Raw genomic sequence first — 24,773 nt, 5'->3', positions numbered from 1 at the left:
GGGGAGAGGGAGGGGAAGGGGTGGGACGAAGGGGAGAGAGAGCGGGGGCGTGCGGGGGCGTGCTCCGCGTTCAGCGGGTCGGGATCGCCTCGACCACGCTGCTCGGCGAGGCCGTCGGCAGGATGCGCGTGAGCGTGAAGCCCGCCGCGTCGAGGAGGGCGCGGAACTCCTCCGCGGTGCGCTCCTGGCCGCCGCTGAGGACCATCATGTTGAGGTCGATGATCTTGCTCGGCGAGAAGCCGCCGTCCTCCGGGACGACCGTGTCCACCACCAGGAGCCGTCCGTCGTCCGGCATCACGCGCCGCACGGACTTGAGGATCTCGATGCTGGACTCGTCGTTCCAGTCGTGCAGGACCCACTTCATCGTGTAGAGGTCGCCGCCCTCGGGGACCTTCTCGAAGAAGCTGCCGCCGACCAGGTCGCAGCGGTCCGCGAGGCCCGCGTCGGCGATCCGGGTCCGGCCGTTGGCGACCACGTGGGGCAGGTCGAACACGATGCCCGACGCCTCGGGGTGGGCGCCGAGGATCGCGCTCAGGAAGCCGCCCTCGCCGCCGCCGACGTCGACGATCTTCCCGTACGAGGAGAAGTCGAAGACCTCCAGGACGGCGTCGGCGACCATCGCGGTCAGCCCGGTCATGGCCTTGCCGAGGTGGTCGGCCATCTCCGGCGTGCGCTCGAAGTACTCCCAGATCGGGTGGCCGGACGCGGCCGCGAAGACCGGCTCCCCGGTGCGTACCGCGTCGGCCAGCAGGCCCCAGGTGCCGTGGTGCGCGGCGCCGAGCTCCAGCTGGACGAAGGAGGCGAGCGAGCCGGGGAGGTCGGTGCGCAGGGTGTCGCCGAGGGCCGTGGTCGCGTACCGGCCCCGCTCGTCGACGCTCAGCACGCCGACGCCGGCGAGCGCGCGCAGCAGCCGGTGCAGGGAGCGCGGGTCGGTGCCGGTCAGGGTGGCGAGCTCGGTGGAGGTCCGGGGCCGCTCGGCGACGTGGTCGGGGAGGCCGAGCACGGTTCCGGCGTGCACGGCGCGGGCCACCCAGAAGCTGGTGACCATCTCGAACATCCGGCCGAAGTCGGGCTGGCGCTGCTCGGCGGCGGCGCTGGTGGGTGCGTCCATGGGGAAGTCTCCGGGGCTCTGGCTGCGTGACGTCGTACGGGCGGGGCGAAGCGTTGCTGTGGGGCGTGCTGTGCGGCGTGCGGCCGTGCGGGGGTGGCCGAGGCCCGTGGGCCCCGGCCACCCCGTACGCAGGTGGTGCGGGTGTCAGGCGACGGAGACGCCGATCTTGCCGACGGTGCCCGCGCCGAAGGCGGCGAAGCCCTGGCCGACCGCGTCCAGGGCGTAGGTCTCGGCGATCGGCACCGTGAGGGCGCCGGAGACGACCGCGTCGGCGAGGCGCTCCAGGGTGGCCGGGTCGGGGTTGGCCATCACGGAGGTGACGGTGATGTCGAGCTCGGTGGCGGCCTCGGGGCCGAAGCCCAGGGTGGAGGCGAGCCGGCCGCCGGCGGCGACCAGCGCGACGGCGGCACCGGGGTCGCCGGCCAGGTGGGCCGCGGCGTGCACGCCGCCCGGGGAGAGCGCGCGGATCTGGGCGGCCAGGTCGCCGGTGTGGTCGACGACGTGGGTGGCGCCGAGGCCCTTGACGAACTCGGTCTCCGCGCCCGGCTTGGCGGTGGCGATGACGGTCGCGCCGGTCTTGGCGGCGAGCTGCACCGCGTACGCGCCGACGCCACCGGTCGCGCCGATCACCAGCACCGTCTCGCCCTGCTGGGGGGCGAGCGCGTCGATCACGCCGACGGCGGCGGAGCCGGCCAGGCCGAGCGCGCCGGCGTGGGCGGAGTCCAGGCCCTCGGGGGCGGCGGCGATGCCGTAGCCCTCGCCCACCACCACGTACTCGGCGAGTGCGCCGTCCTGGACGACCGGCTTCATCACGACGCCGAAGACCCGCTCGCCGGCGGTGCGGCCGACGCCCTCGCCGACGGCCTCGACCGTGCCGGCGAAGTCCTTGCCGAGGGTCACCGGGAACTTGTGCTCAAGGACGTCCTTGAGGAAGCCGTAGATGACGGCGCCGTCGAAGCCGTTGAGGGAGGAGTGGCTGACCTTGACCAGGATCTCGCCGGGGCCGGGGACCGGCTTGGCCACCTCGTTGACGGTGGGGGCGGCGCCGAATTCCTCGATGGTCACTGCACGCATGGGGTGTTCCTCTTTCCCGATGAACGGAAGGGCGGTGGAGCGGTGGAGCGGTGGACGGACGGGGACTGCGGCCGCGCGGGCCGTGGCCTGCCTCAGGCCACGGCCTGCTCGTACGAGGCCTGCAGCACCACGGCCGCGACCTCCAGCTCGTCCTCGTCGCGGGGCGCGTAGAGCATCACGATGCTGTCCGGGAACTCCGCGCGCCGGGTGATGGGGTGCGGCTCGATCCAGCCGAGCTCGGTGAGCGCCGGCAGGGCCTCGACCGGCACCGCGAGGTGCATGAAGCCGGACCGGTGGATGTGCCCGAACTCGTCGACCGACGGGTGCAGGAAGGCCTCGAAGGGCCGGTTGCTCCGGTTCAGCCGCAGGGCCATGGAGCCGGGCTCGGAGACCAGGCTGGGGCTGGTGAAGACGCCCGGCAGCTGCTGGGCACGCGCCACCAGGGCGTCACGGATCTCCGGCGGGGAGAAGTCCTCGAGCTGGTCGTGCGGGATCTCCCGGCCGGTCGTCTCGGGACGGGGTCCCTTGCGCGGGGGCAGAACGCTCAGATCGACGGCCATGGTTTTCCTCCGGTGCGGGGCGCGGCAAAGCCGCGCACAAACAGTGCGCTGGTCACTTCTTGTTTCCACAAGAATTCTGGGCGATGCTGCAGGGGTGGCAGAAGACGGCACTTCAAAGATCGCTACGCACATGAATGTTCCTGACCAGGTCAGCGAGGGTCTGGCCATCTGTCAGCTGCGGGATGTGCTCGACCGGGTCGGCGACAAGTGGAGCGTTCTGATCATGGCGATCCTGGGGGACGGGCCCCGGCGCTATTCGGAGCTCCGGCGCTCCATCGACGGCATCTCCCAGCGCATGCTGACGCTCACCCTGCGCAGCCTGGAGCGCGACGGCCTGGTGATCCGGACCGTGACGCCCAGCACGCCGCCGCGGGTCGACTACGAACTGACGCCGGTCGGGCACACCCTGTCCACGGAGGTGGGCTCCCTCATCAAGTGGTCCGAGCAGCACCGCGAGTACATCAGCATGTCGCGGAGGACCTTCGACTCCGAGTGAGCCGGGCGGCACGCACACGTACGGGGCGGCAGCCGCCGCCCCGTACGTGTCGCTCGTGCCCGCCCCCGCGCCCGGACCCGTCCTGCCGCGTCCCGTCAGACGATCTTCATCGTGGCCATCATGCCCATCGCCGCGTGGTCGAAGATGTGGCAGTGGTAGAGGTACGTGCCCCGGTATCCGGTGAACGTCGCCTGGATCTTGACCGTCTCCCCCGGGTTCAGGTTCACCGTGTCCTTGAGCCCGACCTCCGGGCCCGAGGTCACCGGCACCCCGTTGCGCTCCAGCACCCTGAACTGCACCAGGTGGATGTGGAAGTTGTGCGGGATGATCGTGTTGGCGTTGGTGACGGTCCAGATCTCCGTGGTGCCGTAGGCGATCTCGGTGTCGATCCGGTCCATGTCGTAGACGAGGCCGTTGATGTAGCCCATGTCCGAGGCCATGCCGTTCTCGTCCATGCTCAGCGTGATGGACCGGTTCACCGTGGCGGGCGGGAGGGCCGGCAGGGTGCGCAGGTCGTACGGGATGGTGCCGAACTCCTTGCCCGTGCCGGTGACGCGGAACTGGAGCACCTTGGTGATCGCGTCGGCGGGGCCGCCGGGCATCGCGTCGGGCGCGTTCTTGAGCTCCAGCGTGGTGCCCAGCGGGTACTCGTAGAAGTCGATCATGATGTCGGCGCGCTCGCCCGGGGAGAGGGTCACGCTGGTGACCTCCTGCGGCCTGGGCAGGAGTCCGCCGTCGGTGCCGATCAGCGTGAAGGGCGCGTTGCCGGTCAGGCTGAGCTTGAAGTACCGCATGTTCGCGGTGTTGAAGATGCGGAAGCGGTACAGCTTGCGGGCGACCTCGAAGTACGGCCAGGCCTTGCCGTTGGCGAGGATGACGTTCCGGTTGAGGAAGTCGTCCATGGCGTAGACGAGTTGGCCCTTGTCGTCGAAGCGGGCGTCGCGCAGCTGGATCGGTATGTCGTACGCGCCCTTCGGCAGGATGTTGCCCTGCTCGACGTCGTCGGTGAGCAGGTAGGTGCCGGTCAGGCCGAGGAAGACGTTCTCGGACTCCTGGTGGTGCGCGTGGTCGTGGAACCAGAGGTTGGCGTGCGGCTGCTGGTTCGGGTACGTGTACGTCTTGGTCCCGCCGCCCGGCGCGAGGAGGTCCATCGGGCCGCCGTCGCTGTCCGGCGGCACGTGCGCGCCGTGCAGGTGGACCGAGGTGGGCACGGACAGGGTGTTGGTCTGCTGCACCACGGCCCGCACGCCCGACTTGGCACGGATGACGGGACCCGGGAAGCTGCCGTTGAAGGTGCGGACCCGGGTGAGGCGGCCGGGGATGATCTCGACGTCGGCCTCCTTCATCGTCATCGCGTAGTAGTCCGCGGTGCCCGTGGAGGAGTACGGGGCGAGCGTCGGCGCCAGGGGCATGGGCTGGGTGAACTTGGGGATGCCCGCCGGGTCGAGGTCGGCCGCCTGGGCGGATCCCCCCGTCGCCGGAACCAGCAGGCCGGCGGCGCCGACCGCGCCGGTGGCCACGCCCGCCTTGAGCATGTTTCTGCGACTGATCACGAAATCCCCCATGGTGATCCCGGAGAGAAGACGCCGGGTCCGTCGTGAACGAGAGAGGCCGGCCTCGGAGAATCGGGCCGGATCATGGCCTTAATTCTCCGGTGGGCCGGAAACCTCGATCAACGGAGGAGGATTCAGGGCTGTGCGCACTTTCGCAGGTCGTGCACATGCTCTGTCGGTTTTCACCAAGCGAATGTCAATATTCCGCTAGGACGGGCATGGAAACACCCCCGTCACGAGCGGCCGGAATTCGATGTTCCGTGCTGGACCGTGCGATCGACTCGTGGTGCCGGATGACCTCCGCCACGATGAAGTTGAGGAACTTCTCGGCGAACTCCGGATCCAGCCGGGCCGACTCGGCGATGCTCCGCAGCCGGGCGATCTGCCGGGCCTCGCGCCCGGGGTCGGCGGGCGGCAGGCCGTGCCGGGCCTTCAGCTCGCCGACCCGGCGGGTGTGGGTGAAACGCTCGGCGAGCAGGTGCACCACGGCGGCGTCGATGTTGTCGATGCTGTCGCGGAGCCGGCCCAGCTCGGCACGTGCCGTACTCATGCCTCCCCCTTCGGCCGGGCGGGCGCCGTCACGCGCCCTCCTCGCCGTGCAGGAACTCCGCGACCAGGAAGGCCAGGTCGAGCGACTGGCTGCGGTTGAGGCGCGGGTCGCAGGCCGACTCGTACCGGGCGGAGAGGTCGGGGAAGCCGAGGTCGTGGCCGCCGCCGACGCACTCCGTGACGTCGTCGCCCGTGAGCTCGACGTGGATGCCGCCGGCGTGGGTGCCGAGGGCGCCGTGGACCTCGAAGAAGGCGCGGACCTCCCCGAGGATGTCGTCGAAGTGCCGGGTCTTGTGACCGGAGGGCGCCCCGATCGTGTTGCCGTGCATCGGGTCGCAGACCCAGGCCACCCGGGCGCCGGAGGCGGTGACCTTCTCGACGAGTTCGGGCAGCACCTCGTGCACCTTGCCGACGCCGAGCCGTACGACGAAGGTGAGCCGGCCGGGCTCCCGGTCGGGGTCGAGCCGGTCGATGAGCCGCAGGGCGGTGTCGGCGGTGGTGCTGGGGCCCAGCTTCACGCCGATGGGGTTGGCGACGCGGGAGAAGTACTCGACGTGGGCGCCGTCCAGGTCGCGGGTGCGCTCGCCGATCCAGAGCATGTGCCCGGAGGTGGCGTAGACCCGGCCGGTGTCGGGATCGTGGCGGGTGAGGGGGGCCTCGTAGTCGAGCAGCAGCCCCTCGTGGGAGACGTAGAACTCGGAGTCGTCGAAGGCGCGCGGGCTGGCGCCGGTGGCGTCCATGAACTTCAGGGCGCGGTCGATGCCGCTGGCGATGGCCTCGTACTGCTCGCGCAGCGGCGAGCCGGCGATGAAGTCGCGGTTCCACTCGTGCACCTGGCTGAGGGCCGCGTAACCGCCGGCGGTGAACGCCCGGACGAGGTTGAGGGTGTTGGAGGAGGCCTGGTACATCCGCAGCAGGCGCTCCGGGTCGGGGATCCGGGCCTCGGAGGTGAAGGCGAGGCCGTTGACGGCGTCGCCGCGGTAGGTCGGGAGGGTGAGGCCGTCACGGGTCTCGGTGGGCTGCGAGCGCGGCTTGGCGTACTGACCGGCGATGCGGCCGACCTTCACGACGGGCATGGCGGCCGCGTACGTGAGGACCGCGGACATCTGCATCAGGGTGTTCAGCTTGCTGTGCACGGTCTCCGCGGAGACCCGGTCGAAGGTCTCGGCGCAGTCGCCGCCCTGGAGGAGCAGGGCCTCCCCGCGCGCGACGGCGGCCAGCCGGCCCTTGAGGCGGTCGCACTCGCCGGAGAAGACGAGCGGCGGGGCGGTGGCGAGCCCGCGGGTGACGCGGTGGAGGGCGGCGGGGTCGGGGTACTCCGGCTGCTGGGCGGCGGGGAGGCCGGCCCATGTGTTCACCAGTTCGAATTCAGGGGTCTCGGGCTTCAGGGTCTCCATGGCGAAACCTCTCGGAGAGGAAGAAAGAGGGGGTGAGGTCAGGGACGCGACGTTCCGTACGTCAGAGGTGCACGCGCTGCGCGTGCTTGCGGGCGCCCTCCAGCGCCTCCTTCAGCGACTCGGCCGCCAGCCGCTGGAAGCCGGCCAGCCGGGCCACGTGCCCGGACTTCGTCAGCTCGGCGTGCAGGAAGACCAGGTCGTCGGCGAGGGCGACCATGCCGAAGGCGGCCCGCAGATAGGGCTCCTGGAAGTCGTAGGCGTGCCGGGGCGTGCCCGGGCCGTACGCGCCGCCGCGGGCCGTGACCACCACGACCTGCCGGCCGGCCAGCGGGCCGGTGCCGGTCTCCGGGTCGACGACGAGCGGCGGGATGAGGACCCGGTCGAGCCAGGCCTTGAACGTGGAGGGCAGCGAGAAGTTGTGCATCGGCAGCCCCAGGACGATCGTGTCGGCGGCGAGCACCTCGTCGACCAGCTCCCAGGTGGTGGCCCAGCTCGCCTTCTCGCCGGCCGTGCGGGCCGCGTTCCTCGCCTCGTCGAGGTCCCGGACCCCGGACGCCTCGATGCGCTGCGTCACGGCGATCTGGTCGCCGTCGATGTGCGGCACGGGGGTCGCGGCGAGGTCGCGGTGGAGGTGGGTGCCGCCCTCGTTGGCGGCGCGCCAGGAAGCGGCGAACTCGGCGGTGACGCGGCGGGTGGTGGAGCCGAGGCGGGCGCTGGTGTCGATGTGGAGCAGGGTGGGCGGCATGGGGGACCTCTCCTGGGAGGGGGTTTCCGCCGGGCCCGGCGGCGGTGGCGGGCCCGGCATGACCCACGGCACCCCTAGGTGCGGGTGCTCGGGGCCGGGTGATCGGAGCGGAGGCGCCCGGCGGGGCGCCGTTCCGTTGTGCCCACCCCTTCCGCCCCGGCGGAACGACTGCCCACGACGGTGTGGGCGGGGGCGGGGCGGTGGCTCGCCGCGGGACGGCGGGGACCGGTCCATCTCGGGTAGCTCCCGAGGAAGCGGGCTGTCGCGCCCAGTCCGGCCAGGCTCGACAACGCGCCCCGTACCGCCGGGTTCTCCACGTGTCCGTCCACGTCGACGAAGTAGCGGTAGCTGCCCAGGCGTTCGCCGGTGGGCCAGGCGTGGACCCGGCTCACCTCGATGGCGCGGTCGGTGAAGAGGGCGAGGATCGCGGCGAGCCGGGCGGGGCCGCCGTCCTCGGTGGTGACGACCAGCGAGGTGCGGTCGCGGGTGGTGCGGGCGGGCGGGAACCAGGCCTGGGAGACCGCGACGAAGCGGGTGACCGCTCCGCCGCGGCGGCCGAGGCCGGCGGCCAGGACCCGCAGGCCGTAGCGCTCGGCGGCCGGCGGGGCGGCGATGGCCGCAGCCCCGCCGGCCGGCCGCCGCGCCACCTCGTGCGCGGCGGCGGCCGTGGAGTCGGCGGGCACGGCCCGGGCTGCCGGGAGGTGCTCGTCCAGCCACCCGGCGCACTGGGCGAGCGCGTGCGGGTGGCTGTACACCTCCCGTACGTCGCCCAGCTCCGTGCCGTCCGGCGCCATCAGGGCGAAGGTCACCGGGAGTTCGACCTCGCCGGTGATGTGCAGCCCGGACTCGGCCAGCTGGTCCATGGTGGCGGGCACCACGCCCTTCACCGAGTTCTCCAGCGGGACCACGGCCGTCGCGCAGTCGCCGCGGCGGACCGCGTCCAGGGCCGCGGGGACACTGGGGTACGGGCGCCGGGGCAGTTCCTCACCGTGGGCGGCGTACGCGGGGAGCCTGCGCAGCGCCGCCTCGGTGAAGGTGCCCTCGGGGCCCAGGAAGGCGTACGCGGTGGCGGATGTCATGGCCGAGGGCGCCCGTCAGCTCTCGATCACCCGGTGGAACGCGACCGTGTCGAAGATGTCCTCCATGCGGACGGCCTTGCCGTCGCGGAACGTCCAGGAGTGGACGAACTGCAGCGTCTCGGTGTGGCCGCTGCGGGAGGTCACGTCACGGACGCCGAAGACGACGACCCGGTCTCCGTGGTCGAGGAACTCCAGGGGCTGGAGCCTCATCCCGCCGAGGACGGTCGGGACGTGGGCCAGGAAGCCCCGGACCCCGGCGTGGCCGTGCTTGGTGCCGCCGAGGCCGTAGGCGTGCATGCCCTCGGGGTGGATCCACTCCATGTCCTCGGCCATCGTGGCGACGAGCGCGTCGACGTCACGGTCGCGGAAGGCGGCGTAGGCCGCGTGGATCAGGTCCAGGTTGCTGGTGGTGGTGGTCATCGCTCGCCGCTCCTCAGCGCTGCTTCGCGTACTCGGGATACATGGACTCGACGGTGCGGCGGATGCCCTCGCGCCAGTCGACCTTGCACGGCCCGGTGAGCTGCTTCCGCAGCGTCGGGTCGAACTGGTAGGTCTCGCGGGTGACCTCGCTCGGCACCAGCTTGGCCTGGACGCCGGTGAGCTCCTCCAGGTGACGGACGCAGTCGGTGATGCCGACGGACTCGTCGCCGCCCCAGTTGGTGAGGGTGGCGGGCACGGTCGCCGCGTTCCACAGGTGGGGGACCTGCTCGACGAGGTCGTCGGTGTAGAGCAGGGAGCACCAGTTCTGGCCCTCGACCGGGACCGGGATGGGCTCGCCGGCCAGCATCCGCTTGAAGTAGAGCATCGGGACGCCGCCGTAACCGCCGGGACCGTAGGCGATGTTGAGGCGGGCGATGATCGTGGGCAGGCCGAGGGTCGCCGCGTACGCGCGGACCGCGCCCTCGGTGGCGATCTTGACGACCGGGTAGGCGGGCAGCCAGTCGGCGACGCCGTCGACCGGGTCGTCCTCCCGGTAGGCGTGGTCGAGCGTCTGGCGCTTGTAGAGGGCGCCGGTGGAGACGTACAGGAACGCCTCCGCGGTGCGGCAGTGGGTCATCAGGCGGCCGGCGGCGACGGTGTTGACCTCGACCGCCCGGTTGAAGTCGCCGTCCTCGCCGCGGTTCACCGCGGAGTGGATGACATGGGTGAAGTCCTCGGGCAGTCCCTTGAGGGCGTCCTCGCTCGTGTCGTCCATGTCCCAGCGGAAGGTGGTGATGCCGTGCTCGCGCAGGGCGTCCTCCGAGCCGGGGGTGCCGAAGCGCCCGAGCGCCCAGACCTCGTTGTCCTGGGCGAGCGCCTTGGCGACCGGTCCGGCCACCTGGCCCGTGCCGCCGGTGACCAGGATCTTCTTGCCGTTCATCTGTGCAGTCCCCTTCGTTTCGTGCTTACTTGCCGTCGCCGAGCGCCCGGTCGAGCTCCTTGCGGAGGATCGACTGGAAGCCGGCCACGTGCTGCGGGCCCATCAGCGTGTAGTGCTCGCCGGGGACGTCGATGAAGCTGACGTCGTCGGCGTGCTCCTTCCAGCGGCTGAGCTCGTTGTTCAGCCAGTCCTCCTTGGTGCCGCGCAGCGGTATCGCGTAGAAGACGGACATGCCGCGGACGTGGCCCGACGGCGAGTAGCTGCGGCCGAGGTCGGTGAGCCCGTCGGCGAGTTCGGCCCAGGCGGTGAACTTGGCCAGGTCCAGGTCGAGTTCGGCGAGCCGGGCGGCGGGCGCGTGGTCGATGAAGTACGCGAGCTGCTCCTCGCGCGACAGGTGGCGCAGCTCGTTCGGCAGGTCGAGCGACTGCTTCTTGTCGATGAGGGCGAGGAAGAAGGCCAGGTTGGCCGCGGTCTCGACGAAGTCCAGCTCGTCCATGCGGTACTTGATGTGCGGAGGCAGGTTGAAGCTGCCGATGAAGTCGACCCGCTCGCCCTCGGCCTCCAGGACCTTGGCGATCTCGAAGGCGACGGCGCCGCCGTACGAGTAGCCGGCGACGGCGTAGGGGCCGTGCGGCTGCTTCTCGCGGATGGCGGCGACGTAGGTGCTCACCATCTCCTCGAAGCTCTCGAAGGGCTTCTCGCCGGGGTTGAAGCCGCGGGCACGCAGGGCGTAGAACGGCCGGTCGCCGACGAAGTACTTGGCGAGGTTGACGAAGACGAGGACCTCGCCGACGCCGGGGTGGACGCAGAACAGCGGCGTCTTGTCGCCGACGACCTGCATCGGCACGATCGGGTCGTACGGGCGGACCGCGGCCCCGCCGGCGGCGTCCTCGGCGAGCCGGGCGGCCAGCGCGCGGACGGTCGGCGCCATCAGGACGGTGATGATCTGCAGGTCCTGGGCGCCGAGCCGGCGGGCGACCAGGCTGCGCAGCCGCAGGATGTCGAGCGAGGTGCCGCCGAGGTCGAAGAAGTTGGCGGTGGCGCTCAGCTTCGCGGGGTCGGTGTCGAACATCTCCGCGTAGATCCCGGCGAGGACCGTCTCGGTCTCGCCCTCGGGCGCGGTGTAGCCGCCGAGGCGGCGCAGGATCAGGTCGGCGACGGCGTCGGCGGTCTCCGCGTACGCCCCCGCTTCGAGGCGCTTGCGCATGAGCGGGCGCTGGATCTTCCCGAGGCTGGTCTTCGGGAAGGCCTCCTTCGGCAGCGGGAGGATCAGCGAGGGGCGGAAGCCCCAGTGCATGACGACGCTGGCGCGGACCGCGGACAGGACGCGGTAGAGGGCGAGTTCGTCACCGTCCTCGACCTCGGGGTGGAAGGCGACGACGAGCTGCTCGGTGTCGGAGCCCGGGGCGCGGGTGGGGAAGGCGGCGACGTAGGAGCGGGCGACGTCGTCGAGCTCCTGGAGCAGGGTCTCGATGTCGTGGCTGAAGTAGTTGACGCCGTTGACGATGATGCTGTCCTTGCTGCGCCCGACGAGGGTGAGCCGCCCGTCGTCGATCCGGCCCAGGTCACCGCTGCGGAACCAGCCGTCGGCCGTGAAGGCGTCCTTCGTGGCCTGCTCGTTGTTGTGGTAGCCGGGCGTGATCATCGGGCCGATGAGCTGGAGCTCGCCCGTCTGCCCCTCCCCCAGCGGCCGGTCCTGCTCGTCGGCGACGCGGATCCGCAGGCCGTCGACGGGGCGCCCGAGGTTGGCGAACTCCTGCCCCTGGTCGGAGGCGGGGAACTCGCGCGAGTAGATGGACCCGGCGCAGGTCTCGGTCATGCCGAACGCGGGCCAGAGGGTGTCGCCCTTGAGGCCGTACGGCGCGAAGTGGGCCAGGAAGGCCTCGCCGGTGGTGCGGACGACGGCCTCGCCGCCGCTGATGATGTGCCGCAGCTTCGACAGGTCGACCGGGCCGTGCTCGTCGAGCCGGTCGGCGGAGGCGTTGAGCAGCCCGAGCAGGAAGTTCGGGGTGAAGGTCATGGTGACGCCGTAGCGGGAGACCAGCCGCAGGAAGTCCAGCGGTTCGCCGAGGACGACGGCGGCCTCGACGTGCAGCTGGGTGGCGCCGACGGACAGCGGCAGCAGGTGGCACTCCAGGAGCGCGGCGACGTGGTCGAAGGAGACCCAGTTGAGCGAGAGGTCGTCGGGGCCGATGTGGTGGGCCGTGTTCTTGCCCGCCATGGAGGCGATCAGGTTGGCGTGGGTGAGGCGGACGGCCTTGGAGTTGCCGGTGGATCCGGAGGTGAGGACGAGCAGCGCGGTGTCCTCGGGGGCCGCCTCGTGCAGCAGCTCGGCCGGCTCGGTGCCGTACAGCGTGTCCAGGGCGGTGACGGCGAGGCCGTCGACGCGGGGCAGCTCGGCGGCCAGGCTGTCGTTGGTGACGACCAGCGGCCCGTCGAGCAGGGTGTGCACGTGGCCGAGCTGGGCGGCCCAGCGCTCCGGGTCGCCGCCGAGCGGGGCCATCGGCACCGGCACGTAGCCGCCGAGGAGGCAGGCCCAGAAGGCGGTGAGGAACTCCCGCGGACGCTCCAGGAGCAGGACGACCTTGTCCTGCGGGGCGAGCCCGCGGGCGCGCAGGCCGGTGAGGACCCGACGGGCCTCGTGCACCAGCTCCGGGTACGTCTGGAGCGGGGCGGCGGCGGCGCCGGCGTCGCCCTCGTGGTGGAGGACGCCGGAGCCGGGGTGGGCCTCCGCGGCCTGGAGCAGCAGGTCCGCGACGGTCCGGGTCGATGGGATGGCCACGGTCATGGCGATGTCCTCTCTCTGGTGTGCGGTGTGGGGTGCGGTGGCCCCGTGGAGGGGCGCGCGACGGGTGCCGGAACACGGCCGCCGCCGGCTGCGGGATGGGCAGCACGACGGCGACGGAGACGGCGTGGGGGCGGCCGGGGAAGGTGGATCCGGCCGGGCGGGCCGCGCGGTGGAGACAGCGCACCGACCTTCACGTCCAGCTTCTTCGGACGGGCCCCCGCGTTCAATGGGGCTTGTGTCAGAGCTGTGTCGGGTTTCTCAAATCCCGGTCGGGCTGCGCGGGTTCTCTCACAACTCGGTCAGGGACAGGACGTGGTGCGACACCGGGGGCCGGGTGTCGGGGCGGGCGGCGCGCAGGGCGACGGCGGCGTGGTGGCGGGGGCCGCAGGGCAGGTCGTCCACGGTCCAGCCGGCCGGGTCGGCGGCGAGGTCGTCCAGGGTGCTGTCGCGGCCGAGGCCGGTGCCGAGGCCCTTGAGGTACGCCTCCTTGCGGGCCCAGATCCGGCCGAACGCGGCGGCCCGCCGGGCGGGGTCGGGTTCGGTCGCGAGGGCGGCGCGTTCGGCGGGATGGAGGGCGGGCAGCAGTCCGGTCACGTCCCCCGGCGCGGGGCGCAGCTGGGCGTCGGCGCCGACGGGGACCGGGGCGGTGGCGACGAGGACCAGGCCCTGGGTGTGCGAGAGGGAGAAGTGCACCGGCGGTTCGGGGACGGCGAGCACCGGCCGCCCGTGGGCGGCCCCGCAGCAGGGGCAGGGCTCGCGCGCGAACGCCAGTTCCTCGGGGCGGGCGCCGAGGAGGCGCGCGAGGAGGGTGCGCAGGGCGAGGTGCGCGACGGTGTACAGCGTGCGGTCGGAGGCCCGTACGAAGGACGCGGCGCGCTGCCGCTCGTGGGCGTCGAGGGCGGTGGTGTCGAGTGCGTCGGCGGACGGGACGGTGTCCACCTCAAGGAACCAGGCTTCGGCCTGCATCGGGCGGGATCTCCTCGGGAACGGCGACGCCCCGCCGTCCGGACGGGAGCCGGGGGCGGGGCGTCGGGGTGGTGGGTGGTGGGTGTGGGCTCGGGGCGGGTGCCGTGGGGTGGTCGCCATGCGCAGGTGCCGTGGGCGGGCGCCGTGGGCGGGGCCGTGGGCGGGCGCCGTGGGCGGGTGCGCGGGCGGGGCCGTGGGCGGGTGCCGTGGGCCGTGTTCCGGCCCCCCGGTCCCCGGCCCTCCGTGTCACTTCATCGCGGGAGTGCGGGGCCGGCGCCCGCTGAAGCTGCCGTGGACGTCGCTCTCCGCGTAGTACGTGCGGCCGCAGCGGTTGCGCCTGCGCCAGCGCTGCTCGCTGGCGAGCCGGTAGACGGTGCCGGTGGGCGCGCCCCACAGGTCCGCGATGTCCCGGGCGGTGAGCCAGCGTTCGACGGGCTCGGGCGCGGGCGCCGTGCCCTGGGCGGGAACCCGTGCCGCGCCCTGGGCCGGGACCCGCGCGGCGGCCTGGGCGGGCACGCGCTGGCCGGGCATGGCGCGGCGCAGCCGGGTCCACTCGTGGCTCGCCCACTGGTGGGCCGGGTCCGCGTCGCACAGGATGCGCCGGGTGCCGCCGACGACCGCGAGTCCGCCCGTGCAGCCGGGTTCCACGCAGGGCCCGACCGGGAGGTGGCGCACCGGTTCGCGGGCCACCCGCCGGGCGGCGCCGACCAGCCGGGCCAGCTCGCGGGTGGCGTCCGCGACGGCGGGGTGGGCGGCCAGCCACTCGGCGCTGCGCAGCAGGAAGGCCGCCAGGTGGACGGGGGTGCGCCGGGGTGCGGGGAAGCCCCGCTCTTCGGCGACGAGTCCGCTCCAGGAACCGAGGGTGGCGACGATCGCCGAACGCACCTCGGCCGCCGGGCCGTTGAGCGGGATTCCGGCGGGCCGGCCGCCGGTGCCGCGCCGTTCGCCGGACCCTCGCGCCGGGCCGGCGCCGCCGAGCACCCGCTCGCACTCGGCGTAGAGGCCGGGAAGTTCTTCGAGGGCCGCGACCAGCCGGCCAAGACATGGGGGGCAGAGCCGGAGGTCCGGCCGTACCCGTCGTTTGCCGCCGCCGTCGACGGCGCTGCGCCTGCAGTCCTCGCCCACGCACACGGCCCGCGGGGGCAGGTGCGTCGCCGGGTGAGCCATTTTCCGATTCTCCGTGTTCCGAAACCGTGCGCCGACGCTGCCTATTACACTTTGCCGAGCTTGAATCCGACACCGCGAATGGTGACGATCCAGTCCCGGCAGCCCAGCTTGTTGCGGAGGCTGCTCACGTGCGTGTCCACGGTTCTACGAGACCAGGAATCTCCCCATATCTGCTGCATGAGCCTTTTGCGGGGGACGACGTTTCCCGGATTGGAGGCGAGCAGATAAAGAACGTCGAACTCTTTTCGGGTGACGTCTATCTGCTTTCCGTGGAGGCTGACCTGGCGGGCTCCGGCGTCAATGCGGAGCGGGCCCTGGTCGATGACGTCCATGACGCGCGGCCGGGGCCTGGACCGGCGCATGACGGCCTGCATACGGGCCATGAGCTCACGGAATCCGTACGGTTTGACCATGTAGTCGTCGGCGCCGGCCTGGAGGCCGAGGACCCGGTCGAGTTCGGAGCCGCGGGCGGTGACGGCGATGATCGGGGTGTCTCCGGCGGCGCGAATCGCCCGACAGACCTCAAGGCCGTCGAGATCGGGCAGTTCGAGATCGATCAGGACCAGGTCGGCCGAGGTGTAGACCTGGAGCGCGGCGCCGCCGGTCTCGACGGTGGACACCTGGTGGCCGTGCCGGCGCAGGCCCGTCACGAGCGACTCGGCGTACCGGAGCTCGCTCTCCACCACGAGGATCCGCCAGCTGTCACAGCCGACGGAATCACGGTCGATATAAACGTCGGGTATCAGAGGTTTCGGTTTCTCCTGCGTACGCTGACTCATCGTCTCCCCCTAGACTGTTGTCCAACGAGTCTAAAAACCACCGCTTCGCTTTGTCAAAGATCGACGCCGTAAACGGGCTGTGTCTGCGAAGTAAAGGGGAACATTGAATTCCGGTTACATTTTCCGGACCTTTTTTGATCCCCGAGGATACACCGGCCGCATGTACGGCCCGTGGCGGCCGAAGCATTCCGGACACGTCCGCCCCGCCCGGGCCGGGCCGTCAGCAGGTCGGGGCGGTCTCCGGCCAGCACGCGTCGCGACCGAAAACAGTCAGGAACACGCGTGTGCGCTACCCACAGACGTGTACGCGAGGCCCCTGGACCACATATCGAGACGCCCCCGCGACATCATGGCGAATTCTTTACCCGTGCCCCCATTCGGGGTGTGGCTGGAGTCACTTCCGGCCACCTCCGCCGGATCACGCGGACCGCTTGCGCGGGGTCGCCTTCTTCGCCTGCCGCTTCGTCGCGGCCGGCTCGGCCGCGGACTTGGCGGAGCCCCTGGCCGCGCTCCTGGCGGGGGACTTGGCGGCGCCCTTCGCCGCGGACCCGGCCGCCGTGGACTTGGCGGTGCTCTTCGTGGCCGTGCTCTTCGTGGCCGTGCTCTTGGCCGTGCCCTTCGCGGACGATCCGCCGGACGCCGTCCTGGACGTCGACTTGCGGGCCGGTGCCGCCGTCTTCTTCGTCGCCGTCCGCGCCGTGGACTTCTTCGCGCCCGTCTCCTTGGGCGCCGCGGGCGCCCGGGCCGCCTTCTTGCGCGAGGTGAGCTCGGTCACCTCGGCGACCTTCTCCCCGGCCGCCTCCCCGCCCGGCTCGCCCCGGGCCTCCTTCGCCGCGCGGACGCTGCTCTCCAGGGCCGCCATCAGGTCGATGACCTGTCCGCCGCCCTCCGCCTCGGGCTCGGCGGGTGCCAGCGCCGCGCCACCCTCGGCCTTCGCCGCGATCATCTCCTCCACGGCCTCCCGGTAGTCGTCGTGCAGGCCGGTGATGTCGACCTCGCCCAGGGTGGCCATCAAGGCGTCCGCCAGGTCGAGTTCGGCGTCCCGCACCGTGACGGGGGTCTCGGGGGCGACCCCCTCCGGGGCCCGGATCTCGTCCGGCCAGAGCAGCCCGTGCATGGCGATCACGTCGTCGACCACCCGCAGCATGCCGAGCCGCTCGCGCCCGCGCAGCGCGTACTTCGCCACCGCCACCTTGTCGCTGCGCTTCAGCGCCTCGCGCAGCAGGGTGTACGGCTTGGCGGCCGGCACCCCGTTCGCCGAGAGGTAGTACGCGGCGTCCATCTGGAGCGGGTCGATCTCCCCCGCCGGGACGAAGGCCACGATCTCGATGGTCTTCGCCGTCGGGAGCGGCAGGGCGGCCAGGTCCTCGTCGGTGATCGGGATCATGGACCCGTCGGCGTCCTCGTACGCCTTGCCGATCTCCGCCGCGGAGACCTCCTCGCCGTCGAGCTCGCACACCTTGCGGTAGCGGACCCGGCCGCCGTCCTCGAGGTGGATCTGGCGGAAGGAGACCGACCGGCTCTCGGTGGCGTTCACCAGCTTGATCGGGATGCTGACCAGCCCGAAGGATATGGCGCCGTTCCAGATGGATCGCACGTTTCATCGCCTTTCGAGCCGGTTTGCCGTGATCATCCCGTGAAGTCGGGAATCATGGGATTCTCATCGTATGACGCCCATCACAGAGGTGGAGGGGCGGCGGCTGGCGCTCAGCAACCTGGACAAGGTCCTCCACCCCGCCACCGGCACCACCAAGGGCGAGCTGCTGCACTACTACGCCACCGTCGGGGCCGCGATCCTGCCCCATCTGCGCGACCGCCCGGTCTCCTTCCTGCGCTATCCGGACGGCCCCGAGGGCCAGCTCTTCTTCACCAAGAACCCGCCGCCCGGCACCCCCGCCTGGGTGAAGACCACCCCCGTGCCCCGCTCCGAGGACCCGCGGGCCCGGCAGGTGATGGTCCAGGACCTGGCCTCGCTGATGTGGGCGGCCAACCTGGTCGTCGAGTTCCACACCCCGCAGTGGCGGGCGGGCTCCGAGGCCGTCGCCGACCGGCTCGTCCTCGACCTCGACCCCGGACCGCCCGCGAGCGTCGTCGAGTGCTGCCTGGTCGCCCGCCACCTGCGGGAACGCCTCGCGGCCGACGGTCTCACGGCGTACGCGAAGACCTCCGGGTCCAAGGGCCTGCACCTGCTCGTCCCGCTGGAGCCGACCCCGTCCGGGCAGGTCTCCGCGTACGCCCGCGCGCTCGCCGTCGAGGCGGAGGCGGAGCTCCCCCGGCTGGTCGTCCACCGCATGGCCAAGGCGCTGCGGCGGGGCAAGGTCTTCGTCGACCACAGCCAGAACGCCGCCGCGAAGACCACCGCCACCCCCTACACCCTGCGCGCCCGCCCGCTCCCCGCCGTCTCGGCGCCGGTCACCTGGGCCGAGGTCGAGGCCTGCACCTCCCCCGACCGGCTCGTCCTGCTCCTGGACGACATCGCCCCGCGCCTGGAGCGGTACGGGGAGCTGCTCGCCCCGCTCTTCGACCCGGCGGCCGCGGGAGCGCTGCCGTGAGCGGCCGCGCGGCCGGCGCCCGCACCCCCGGAGGAGGACCGTGAGCACGTACCGGACCCCCGACCCCGACCCCGATCCCAGCCCCGGCCCCGGCCCCGGCCCCGACTCCGGCGTCGTGCTCCGCCCGCCCGTCGACGTGATGCGGCCGCGGTCCGCCGACGAGATCCCCGCGCAGGGCAGCGTCCCGGGCGGCCTCCAGTACTCCCTCAAGCTGGACGGCTTCCGCGCCCTCGCCTTCGTCCTCGACGGCGGCCGGGTCTTCCTCCAGTCCCGGGCCCGCCGCGACCTCTCCCCCGAGTTCCCTGCCGTCGCCGCGTACCTGGGCGAGCGGCTGCCGCCGGGCGTCGTCCTGGACGGCGAGCTCTGCGCGTACCGCGAAGGGCGGCTGAGCTTCACCGACCTGCTCCGCTCCCACCGGGAGCGCGAGCGGGCCGGCGTCCCCGTCTCGTACATCGCCTTCGACCTGCTCGCCCTCCCCGGCCACGACCTGCGGGCCCGGCCCCTGCGGGAGCGCTGGGAGCTGCTCGGCGCGGCCCTCGCCGACACCGGCCCGCCGCTCCAGCGGGTGCTCGCGACCGAGGACGAGGACACCGCCCGGGAGTGGTTCGGGAGCCTGCGGGAGGCGGGCGTCGAGGGGATCGTGGCGAAGGCCTGGACCTCTGCGTACCGACCGGGCGGCAGCTGGTCCTGGCGGAAGGTGCGGTACGCGGACACCCGGGACGCCGTCCTGGTCGGCGTCTTCGGGCCGCCCGACCGTCCGCACGCCGTCCTCGTCCGGCTGCCCGACGGGCGCACCCTGCGCACCAGTCCCCGGCTGACCGCACCGCAGGCCCGCGAGGTCGCCGAGCTGACGGCGGGGCTCCTCGCCGGGCCGATGGCCGACCCGGAGCACGGGACCGTACGCCCGCTGACCGAGCAGCTGCCCGTCGAGCTGCGGATGCCGGCGGGCCGCCAGGACACCGCCCGCTTCGTCCGGGTACGGGAGGGGGCGGAGGAGCCGGAACGGGAGACCGGGCGGGACGGGGCGGGGAAGCCTGCCCCGGGCTCCGGCTCCGGTCAAGCCACGAACGAGCCCACTGGCTGATTCCCCCGCCCGCATCGTCCCCCTCCTCCGGCGCTTCGTTCAGGACAAACTCAGCAAACGCCGCCGCGGCCGCCCGGCGGCCCACCCGGTGCGGAACCGGGCCGGTCGGCCGTCCCCGGGTACGGGTATGGACCGGGTGCGGGGGCCTCGTGAGGGTCCTGAGGGGGTCCGGGAGGGGTCCCGCGGGGCTCCGGCGGGGTGACGGCGGGGTGACGGGCGTTCCGCCGCGTGGCGCAAAGCGAGCGGCCGCGCGGGGGTTCGCCGAGAGCGTCCCGCAGGCGGGCCCTCGTTATCGGCACGTTGGTGCACACTTGCTGCCTGGTACAGCGCTCACGGGGAAGGCGGCCTGGCATGCTGACGGGGATCGAGGAGGTCGACTGGGCCTCGTTGGGGCACGCGTACGGCCCGGCGGACGACGTGCCGGAGCTGCTGCGCGGACTCGCCTCCGCCGATCCCGCCGAGCGGGAGAACGCGATCGACGGCATGTACGGGGCGGTCCACCACCAGGGCGACGTGTACGACTCGACGCTCGCCTGCATCCCCTTCCTGCTCGAACTCGTCGCCGACCCCGAGGTCCAGGACCGGGGCTGCATCGTCGAGTTGCTGACCAGCATCGGCGGCATCGACCTCGGCGACGACGAGGAGCTGGCCGAACTCGACGCGGAGGACGAGGACTTCATACCGGCGGCGAACTTCGCGATGGCCGCCGCCGCCATCGCCGCCGGGGCCGACGTCTTCCTCGCCCTGGTCTGCGACCCCGACCCCGAGGTGCGGATCGCGGCCCCGTGCGCGCTCGCCGCGCTGCACCCCGACCCCGTCCGGGTGCTCGGCCTGCTGCGGGAGCGGCTCACCGTGGAGCGGGACACCGAGGTGCGCCTGGCCCTGGTCCACGCCGTCGGCCGGCTCGCGCTGCGGCACGAGTCGCTGCGCGCCGAGACCGCCGACTGGCTGGCCTGGCTCTCGCGCGCCGCGCAGGCGCCCGGGCTGCGGCTCGCGGCCCTCGCCCAGCTGGCCCGGGTCGCGCCCGCCGAGATCCCGCACGACGTGGTGGAGCGGGTCACCGTCCTCCTCGACGAGGTGCGCACCGCCCCGGGCGAGCCGGCCGGGGAGACCCCGCGGGCGGCCACCCCCACGCTCATCGGGCAGGTCCGCGAGCTCCTGGAGGAGCACTCGGCGGGCCGCCCCACGCCGTGGACCGAGGAGCTGCTGCGCACCCTGCACACGGCGCTCGACGACCGGGTGGACGACCGCATCGCGCTCATCCTGGCCCAGCTGCGCAGCCCCGACTGGGGGCAGCGTTCGGACGCGATCTGGCTGTGCGGCGCCCTGATACGGGTGTGGCGCGGGCGGTACGAGGAGGTGGTCCGGCTCGTCGGCGCGCAGCTGAGCGATCCGGAGCCGCGGCTGCGCGAGGCCGCCACCTCCTTCCTGGAGCGCCTCTTCGAGCTGGCGGGCCCCTCGGCGGACGCGCTGGCGGTCCGGCTCGCCGCCGCCCCGCAGGGTCCGCTGGGCCTGCCGGGTCCGGGGGCGCGGGCCGGGCGGGGCGGTGCCCTGCTCGCCCTGGCGCGCTGCGGGGACGCGCGGGCGATCCCGCTGCTCGCGCGCGCCCTGGAGGAGGGCGAGGTGCGGCGCGAGCTGCTGTACGCGGTGAAGGCGCTGGGCCCGGCGGCGCTGCCGCTCGCCCCGGCGCTGCGGCGCAGGCTGGCGGAGGTGGAGCTGGACGAGCTCCTGTACGACCGGGCGGCGCCGCTGCTGTGCGCGCTGGGCGCGGTCCGGGGCGTCCAGGCGCTGCCGGAGGTGCTGCGGGTGCTGCGCGAGGCGCCGCCGAACCGGCGGGACTGGGTGCGGGAGGCGTGCCTGCGGACGCTGGCGGCGTTCGGGCCCTCGGCCCGGGAGGCGCTGGAGGACGCGCGGGCGCTGCTCGGTGCGGAGTCGGCGGCGGTGTCCTCGATGGCGGCGCAGGCCGTGTGGGCGCTGGACGGTTCGCCGGCGGAGGCGCTGGACGCCCTGGGGCGCTGGCTGCGGCCGGGCGCCTCGGGCGCGGAGTGGTGCGCGGCGGCGCGGGCGCTGGGCGCGATCGGCCCGGCGGCGGCCGCGGCGGCCCCGGCGCTGCGGGCGGGGCTCGGGGCGCGGGACCTGTGGGTCCGGGTGCGTTCGGCGGCTGCCCTGTGGCGCGTGTCGGGCGACGCGGAGACGGTGCTGCCGGTGCTGCTGGCGGCCTGGGAGGAGAACCGGCACACGCGGGTGACGGTGGCCGAGTGCCTGGCGGAGATGGGCCCGGCGGCGGCGGAGGCGGAGTTCGCGATCCGTACCGAGCTGGCCCGAAGACACCGCCACAACGCGCGCGAGGACGGTGCGGGCTCGCACGACGTGCACGACGACGAGAAGCTGCTCACGCTGTGCCGGGCGGCGCTGGCCCGGATGGAGCGGCACCGGATGTGACGGCGGGGGCGAGGCCCGTCCGGCCGGCGCCGTGAGGGCGCGCGTCCCGGTACGTCGTCGGCGGGGGCGGGGCCCTGCGCGCCGGCAGGTGTGACGGCTTCGCGGCCTCACCTCCGGCCGACCGTTACATCACCGCGAACTAGGGCATTTAGGTTCGGATTCGGCCTCAGTCCCGCCCGAATCGGAGCCCGCCATGAGCCGTGTCCCGCGCCGCACCTCCCGTACCCCCGGCCTCGCCTCCCCCGGCCGCACGCCGCACCGCCGCACCCCCGCCCGCCACCGGCGGCTCCTCGCCGGGAGCGTGCTCGCGCTGGCCGTCGGGGGTGGCACGGTCGTCGGCTGCGCGGGGGCGGGGACGGCCGCCACGGCGCCCGACGTGCGGGTGCCGCATGTCTCCGCGGCCCCGGCGGAGCACCGCGCGGCCGTGCGGCCGATGGCGGCCTCGGAGCCGGTCCGGCTGGTGGTCCCCTCGGCGGACGTGGACGCGGGGCCCGTCCTGCGCCTGGGCCTGGACGCGGACGGGGAGCTCCAGGTGCCCTCCGTCGAACAGGCGGAGCAGCCGGGCTGGTACACAGGGAGCGTGACGCCGGGCGAGCGCGGCGCCGCCGTCCTGGTGGCGCACTACGACACGGCCCGGGGTCCGGCGCTGCTACGGAACGTGGCGAAGCTCGGTGCGGGGTCCTTGATCGAAGTCCGAAGGGCGGACGGCACCACGGCCCGGTTCGCGGTCCGTGAGATACAGCAGGTAGACAAAAAGGACTTCCCTACGAATAAGGTCTACGGGAAGACCGACCGCCCCGAGCTCCGCCTCATCACCTGCGGGGGACCCGTCCGGGACGGGCACCGGACCGACAACATCATCGTCTTCGCCGACCTGGTGAAGTGAGACGCGAAGGAACAGCGTGAGACCGCGCGGAGTACACCTCATCGGCGCCGCGGCCGTCCCGGCCGCGGTGCTGCTCGGCGCGCTCGCCCTGGCCGGCTGCGGCAACCAGGGCGAGCTGAAGAGCGCGGGCCCCACCCCCACCGCCGTGGGGCCGGTCCGGCTCTGGCCCGACGTGCCGCCCGCGACGAACCCGCCGATCGACTACGGCGAGTCCGACACCGAACGGGTCCCCGGCATCGACGTCCCCGACAACGACGTCCACTCCGTCGACGCGGTGGCGGTGGTCCAGGCGGAGGTCCGCGCCCACGGCGACGCCCGCAGCGGCGCGGACGGGCTGTACGAGCAGACGACCCGGGCGATCGAGGCCTGCACCACCGACCACAAGGACTGCCCGGTCCTCGCCCCGTACTACCGCGACCTCACCGGCAACGGTCGCGACGAGCTGATCGTCGGCATCCGGATGCCCGACCAGCAGCTCGGCGTGCGGGTCTACCTCGCCGAGAACGGCGGACTGACCCGGATCATGTCCACCGTCGACCAGGTGATCAGCGTCGAGCTGGCCGGCCGGGACCTGATCATGCGGGTCAGCTCGGCGGGCATCCCGGGCTACGAGTACCGGACCGCCTGGTCCTGGGACGAGCAGCAGCGCACGATGCTGCCCGCACGGGACGAGATCGTGCGGGTCAAGCCGCCGGGCCCCGGGACCTCGGTCGTCCCGGCGCCCGCGTTCGTCAGCCCCAGCGCCACCCCGCACCCGGTCGCGCCGCCGCCCGCCGCGCCCGGGGCCGGACGGCCCGACGCGGCACCGCCCGAGGTGAGCCAGTGAGGCGACCCCTGCTGCCCGCCTGGACCGCGACCCTCACCTGGAAGGCCGCGGTCTTCATCACCGTCATGTGCTGCGCGCTCGCGGCGCTCCTCGGCGTGCTCGTCCACGTGTCGGTGGCCGGCCAGACCGTCAAGGACTCCCGCGACAAGGCGCTCGGCCGGCTCGACGAGGTCAGCCGGCTGTACGAGTCGGGCGAGCCGCTCCCCCGCTTCGCCGGGGTCGACCCGGACGGGCTGCCCGGTTCGCTGCGCGCCCTCGCGCTGCGCGGCGACCGGGGCACGATGGTCACCGAGTACCAGGGGCGGCCGACGATGTGGGCGGCGGGCCCGGCGGACGGCAGGGCCCTCGCCGTCCGCGTCGACTACACGACCAGCGCGGCCACCATCGACGGCCTGGACCGCTCGATCCTCGGCTCCTCCGTGCTCGCCATCGGCGCCACCCTGCTCGTCGGCGCCTTCGCCGTCACCCGGATCACCCGGCGGCTGCACCTGACCGCGCAGGTGGCCCGGCGGATCAGCGCCGGCGACCTCGACGCACGCGTCAACGACCCCCGTACCGAGGACCCTTCGCGCCCCCAGGACGAGGTGGCCACGGTCTCCGGGGCGCTCGACACGATGGCCTCCTCACTCCAGCGCAAGCTGCAGACCGAGCAGCGCTTCACCGCCGACGTGGCGCACGAGCTGCGCACCCCGCTGACCGGCCTGTCAGCCGCGGCCGAACTGCTGCCCGAGGGACGCCCGTCGGAGCTGGTCCGGGACCGGGTGCGGGCGATGCGCGGGCTCACCGAGGACCTGCTGGAGATCTCCCGCCTCGACGCGGGCACCGAGACCGTCGACCTCGCCGTGCACGAGCTCGGCCCGCTGGCGGAACGGGTGGTGCGGGGCTCCGGCACCACGACCGAGGTGCGGATCGTGCGCGGCGCGACGGTGGAGACGGACAAGCGGCGCCTGGAGCGGGTGCTCGGCAACCTGGTCGCCAACGCGCACCGGCACGGACTGCCGCCGGTGGTGCTGAGCGTGGACGGACCGGTGGTGACCGTACGGGACCACGGCTCCGGGTATCCGGAGTACCTGCTGGCCGCGGGCCCGCAGCGGTTCCGTACGGAGAGCGGCGGCAAGGGCCACGGGCTCGGTCTGACGATCGCGGCGGGGCAGGCCGAGGTGATCGGCGCGGAGCTGGTGTTCGCCAACGCGCCGGACGGCGGGGCGGTCGCCCGGCTGACGCTCCCGGAGTACGTGCCGCTCGCGGATCCGGAGGCCGGGGCGGACCCCGCCGCGACCGAGGGCCCGGGCGCCGAAGGCCGCGGCGCCAAGGGCCCCGGGGCGACCGGCCGCTGACGGCGCCTGACGGCCGCCCGGC

General features: G+C 73.3%; 22 protein-coding genes. 7 read left to right on the top strand and 15 right to left on the bottom strand.

The features are described 5' to 3' along the window. Positions 1-70: 70 nt before the first annotated feature. The 3 genes from OG309_RS25870 to OG309_RS25860 all read right to left on the bottom strand — a co-directional run bounded on the left by OG309_RS25870 (position 71) and on the right by OG309_RS25860 (position 2,745). Entirely contained in the window at positions 71-1,111 is a 1,041-nt protein-coding gene (locus tag OG309_RS25870; RefSeq protein ID WP_329424178.1) for a methyltransferase, read from the bottom strand. Positions 1,112-1,255: 144 nt separating this feature from the next. Continuing rightward, entirely contained in the window at positions 1,256-2,185 is a 930-nt protein-coding gene (locus OG309_RS25865; RefSeq protein WP_329424176.1) for an NADP-dependent oxidoreductase, read from the bottom strand. Between the two features lie 92 nt (positions 2,186-2,277). Next, positions 2,278-2,745: a luciferase domain-containing protein gene (locus tag OG309_RS25860; protein WP_329424174.1), complete on the bottom strand. Its 468-nt coding sequence runs from the start codon at positions 2,743-2,745 to the stop codon at positions 2,278-2,280. Positions 2,746-2,875: 130 nt separating this feature from the next. Between OG309_RS25860 and OG309_RS25855 the strand changes: the two genes are divergently transcribed. Then, entirely contained in the window at positions 2,876-3,241 is a 366-nt protein-coding gene (locus OG309_RS25855; protein ID WP_329424172.1) for a winged helix-turn-helix transcriptional regulator, read from the top strand. A 95-nt stretch (positions 3,242-3,336) separates the two neighbouring features. Here the strand turns inward: OG309_RS25855 and OG309_RS25850 are convergent, their stop codons facing one another. The 12 genes from OG309_RS25850 to ku all read right to left on the bottom strand — a co-directional run bounded on the left by OG309_RS25850 (position 3,337) and on the right by ku (position 17,221). Continuing rightward, complete coding sequence (locus OG309_RS25850) at positions 3,337-4,794, bottom strand: multicopper oxidase domain-containing protein (protein ID WP_329424170.1); 1,458 nt, start codon at positions 4,792-4,794, stop codon at positions 3,337-3,339. 196 nt (positions 4,795-4,990) lie between these two features. Beyond that, positions 4,991-5,344, bottom strand: a complete 354-nt coding sequence (locus tag OG309_RS25845) for a chorismate mutase (RefSeq protein ID WP_329424168.1) — start codon at positions 5,342-5,344, stop codon at positions 4,991-4,993. A 28-nt stretch (positions 5,345-5,372) separates the two neighbouring features. Then, on the bottom strand, positions 5,373-6,740 hold the full coding sequence (locus OG309_RS25840) for a class II 3-deoxy-7-phosphoheptulonate synthase (protein ID WP_329424166.1): 1,368 nt from the start codon (positions 6,738-6,740) through the stop codon (positions 5,373-5,375). A 61-nt stretch (positions 6,741-6,801) separates the two neighbouring features. Then, complete coding sequence (locus tag OG309_RS25835) at positions 6,802-7,485, bottom strand: FMN-dependent NADH-azoreductase (RefSeq protein WP_329424165.1); 684 nt, start codon at positions 7,483-7,485, stop codon at positions 6,802-6,804. 74 nt (positions 7,486-7,559) lie between these two features. Beyond that, positions 7,560-8,564 (bottom strand): prephenate dehydratase, encoded by a 1,005-nt coding sequence (gene pheA, locus OG309_RS25830; RefSeq protein ID WP_329424163.1) that lies wholly within the window; start codon positions 8,562-8,564, stop codon positions 7,560-7,562. A 15-nt stretch (positions 8,565-8,579) separates the two neighbouring features. Next, a complete protein-coding gene (locus OG309_RS25825) occupies positions 8,580-8,984 on the bottom strand; it encodes a nuclear transport factor 2 family protein (RefSeq protein WP_329424161.1) in 405 nt (134 codons plus the stop codon). A gap of 13 nt (positions 8,985-8,997) precedes the next feature. Further along, entirely contained in the window at positions 8,998-9,924 is a 927-nt protein-coding gene (locus OG309_RS25820; RefSeq protein ID WP_329424160.1) for an NAD-dependent epimerase/dehydratase family protein, read from the bottom strand. A 25-nt stretch (positions 9,925-9,949) separates the two neighbouring features. After that, entirely contained in the window at positions 9,950-12,712 is a 2,763-nt protein-coding gene (locus OG309_RS25815; RefSeq protein WP_329424158.1) for a non-ribosomal peptide synthetase, read from the bottom strand. 288 nt (positions 12,713-13,000) lie between these two features. Further along, on the bottom strand, positions 13,001-13,678 hold the full coding sequence (locus OG309_RS25810; protein ID WP_329424157.1) for a 4'-phosphopantetheinyl transferase family protein: 678 nt from the start codon (positions 13,676-13,678) through the stop codon (positions 13,001-13,003). 246 nt (positions 13,679-13,924) lie between these two features. Continuing rightward, positions 13,925-14,845, bottom strand: a complete 921-nt coding sequence (locus tag OG309_RS25805; protein WP_329424155.1) for a hypothetical protein — start codon at positions 14,843-14,845, stop codon at positions 13,925-13,927. A gap of 44 nt (positions 14,846-14,889) precedes the next feature. Continuing rightward, complete coding sequence (locus tag OG309_RS25800) at positions 14,890-15,624, bottom strand: response regulator transcription factor (protein ID WP_329424153.1); 735 nt, start codon at positions 15,622-15,624, stop codon at positions 14,890-14,892. 418 nt (positions 15,625-16,042) lie between these two features. Then, positions 16,043-17,221, bottom strand: a complete 1,179-nt coding sequence (ku, locus tag OG309_RS25795; protein WP_329424151.1) for a non-homologous end joining protein Ku — start codon at positions 17,219-17,221, stop codon at positions 16,043-16,045. Positions 17,222-17,291: 70 nt separating this feature from the next. On the opposite strand from ku, the gene ligD reads away from it, so the two are divergent. The 6 genes from ligD (at position 17,292) to OG309_RS25765 (ending at position 24,751) form a co-directional block, all read left to right on the top strand. After that, entirely contained in the window at positions 17,292-18,176 is an 885-nt protein-coding gene (gene ligD / locus OG309_RS25790; RefSeq protein ID WP_329424149.1) for a non-homologous end-joining DNA ligase, read from the top strand. Positions 18,177-18,216: 40 nt separating this feature from the next. Further along, entirely contained in the window at positions 18,217-19,260 is a 1,044-nt protein-coding gene (locus tag OG309_RS25785; RefSeq protein ID WP_329424147.1) for an ATP-dependent DNA ligase, read from the top strand. A 351-nt stretch (positions 19,261-19,611) separates the two neighbouring features. After that, positions 19,612-21,702, top strand: coding sequence for a PBS lyase (locus tag OG309_RS25780; protein ID WP_329424145.1), 2,091 nt, complete (start codon positions 19,612-19,614; stop codon positions 21,700-21,702). 193 nt (positions 21,703-21,895) lie between these two features. After that, positions 21,896-22,588 (top strand): class F sortase, encoded by a 693-nt coding sequence (locus tag OG309_RS25775; protein ID WP_329424144.1) that lies wholly within the window; start codon positions 21,896-21,898, stop codon positions 22,586-22,588. Positions 22,589-22,604: 16 nt separating this feature from the next. After that, positions 22,605-23,414 carry a hypothetical protein gene (locus OG309_RS25770; RefSeq protein ID WP_329424142.1) on the top strand — a complete coding sequence of 270 codons (810 nt, stop codon included), beginning with the start codon at positions 22,605-22,607 and terminating at the stop codon, positions 23,412-23,414. Continuing rightward, positions 23,411-24,751: a HAMP domain-containing sensor histidine kinase gene (locus OG309_RS25765; RefSeq protein ID WP_329424140.1), complete on the top strand. Its 1,341-nt coding sequence runs from the start codon at positions 23,411-23,413 to the stop codon at positions 24,749-24,751. The genes OG309_RS25770 and OG309_RS25765 overlap by 4 nt, the downstream gene beginning before the upstream one ends. Positions 24,752-24,773: the final 22 nt, after the last annotated feature.

The sequence above is a fragment of the Streptomyces sp. NBC_01268 genome (assembly GCF_036240795.1).
Lineage (GTDB): Bacteria > Actinomycetota > Actinomycetes > Streptomycetales > Streptomycetaceae > Streptomyces.
Note: the sequence above shows the minus strand (reverse complement) of the source record. Positions and strands in the feature narration are given on the sequence as shown.

Bases quoted from the DNA above. Each gene is read 5' to 3' on its own strand.
- OG309_RS25810 (WP_329424157.1), bottom strand. From the start codon at position 13,678: ATGCAGGCCGAAGCCTGGTTCCTTGAGGTGGACACCGTCCCGTCCGCC.
- OG309_RS25775 (WP_329424144.1), top strand. From the start codon at position 21,896: ATGAGCCGTGTCCCGCGCCGCACCTCCCGTACCCCCGGCCTCGCCTCC.
- OG309_RS25870 (WP_329424178.1), bottom strand. From the start codon at position 1,111: ATGGACGCACCCACCAGCGCCGCCGCCGAGCAGCGCCAGCCCGACTTC.
- OG309_RS25855 (WP_329424172.1), top strand. From the start codon at position 2,876: ATGAATGTTCCTGACCAGGTCAGCGAGGGTCTGGCCATCTGTCAGCTG.
- OG309_RS25815 (WP_329424158.1), bottom strand. From the start codon at position 12,712: ATGACCGTGGCCATCCCATCGACCCGGACCGTCGCGGACCTGCTGCTC.
- OG309_RS25845 (WP_329424168.1), bottom strand. From the start codon at position 5,344: ATGAGTACGGCACGTGCCGAGCTGGGCCGGCTCCGCGACAGCATCGAC.
- OG309_RS25780 (WP_329424145.1), top strand. From the start codon at position 19,612: ATGCTGACGGGGATCGAGGAGGTCGACTGGGCCTCGTTGGGGCACGCG.
- OG309_RS25800 (WP_329424153.1), bottom strand. From the start codon at position 15,624: ATGAGTCAGCGTACGCAGGAGAAACCGAAACCTCTGATACCCGACGTT.
- OG309_RS25805 (WP_329424155.1), bottom strand. From the start codon at position 14,845: ATGGCTCACCCGGCGACGCACCTGCCCCCGCGGGCCGTGTGCGTGGGC.
- OG309_RS25835 (WP_329424165.1), bottom strand. From the start codon at position 7,485: ATGCCGCCCACCCTGCTCCACATCGACACCAGCGCCCGCCTCGGCTCC.
- ligD (WP_329424149.1), top strand. From the start codon at position 17,292: ATGACGCCCATCACAGAGGTGGAGGGGCGGCGGCTGGCGCTCAGCAAC.
- OG309_RS25820 (WP_329424160.1), bottom strand. From the start codon at position 9,924: ATGAACGGCAAGAAGATCCTGGTCACCGGCGGCACGGGCCAGGTGGCC.
- OG309_RS25825 (WP_329424161.1), bottom strand. From the start codon at position 8,984: ATGACCACCACCACCAGCAACCTGGACCTGATCCACGCGGCCTACGCC.
- pheA (WP_329424163.1), bottom strand. From the start codon at position 8,564: ATGACATCCGCCACCGCGTACGCCTTCCTGGGCCCCGAGGGCACCTTC.
- OG309_RS25840 (WP_329424166.1), bottom strand. From the start codon at position 6,740: ATGGAGACCCTGAAGCCCGAGACCCCTGAATTCGAACTGGTGAACACA.
- OG309_RS25865 (WP_329424176.1), bottom strand. From the start codon at position 2,185: ATGCGTGCAGTGACCATCGAGGAATTCGGCGCCGCCCCCACCGTCAAC.
- OG309_RS25860 (WP_329424174.1), bottom strand. From the start codon at position 2,745: ATGGCCGTCGATCTGAGCGTTCTGCCCCCGCGCAAGGGACCCCGTCCC.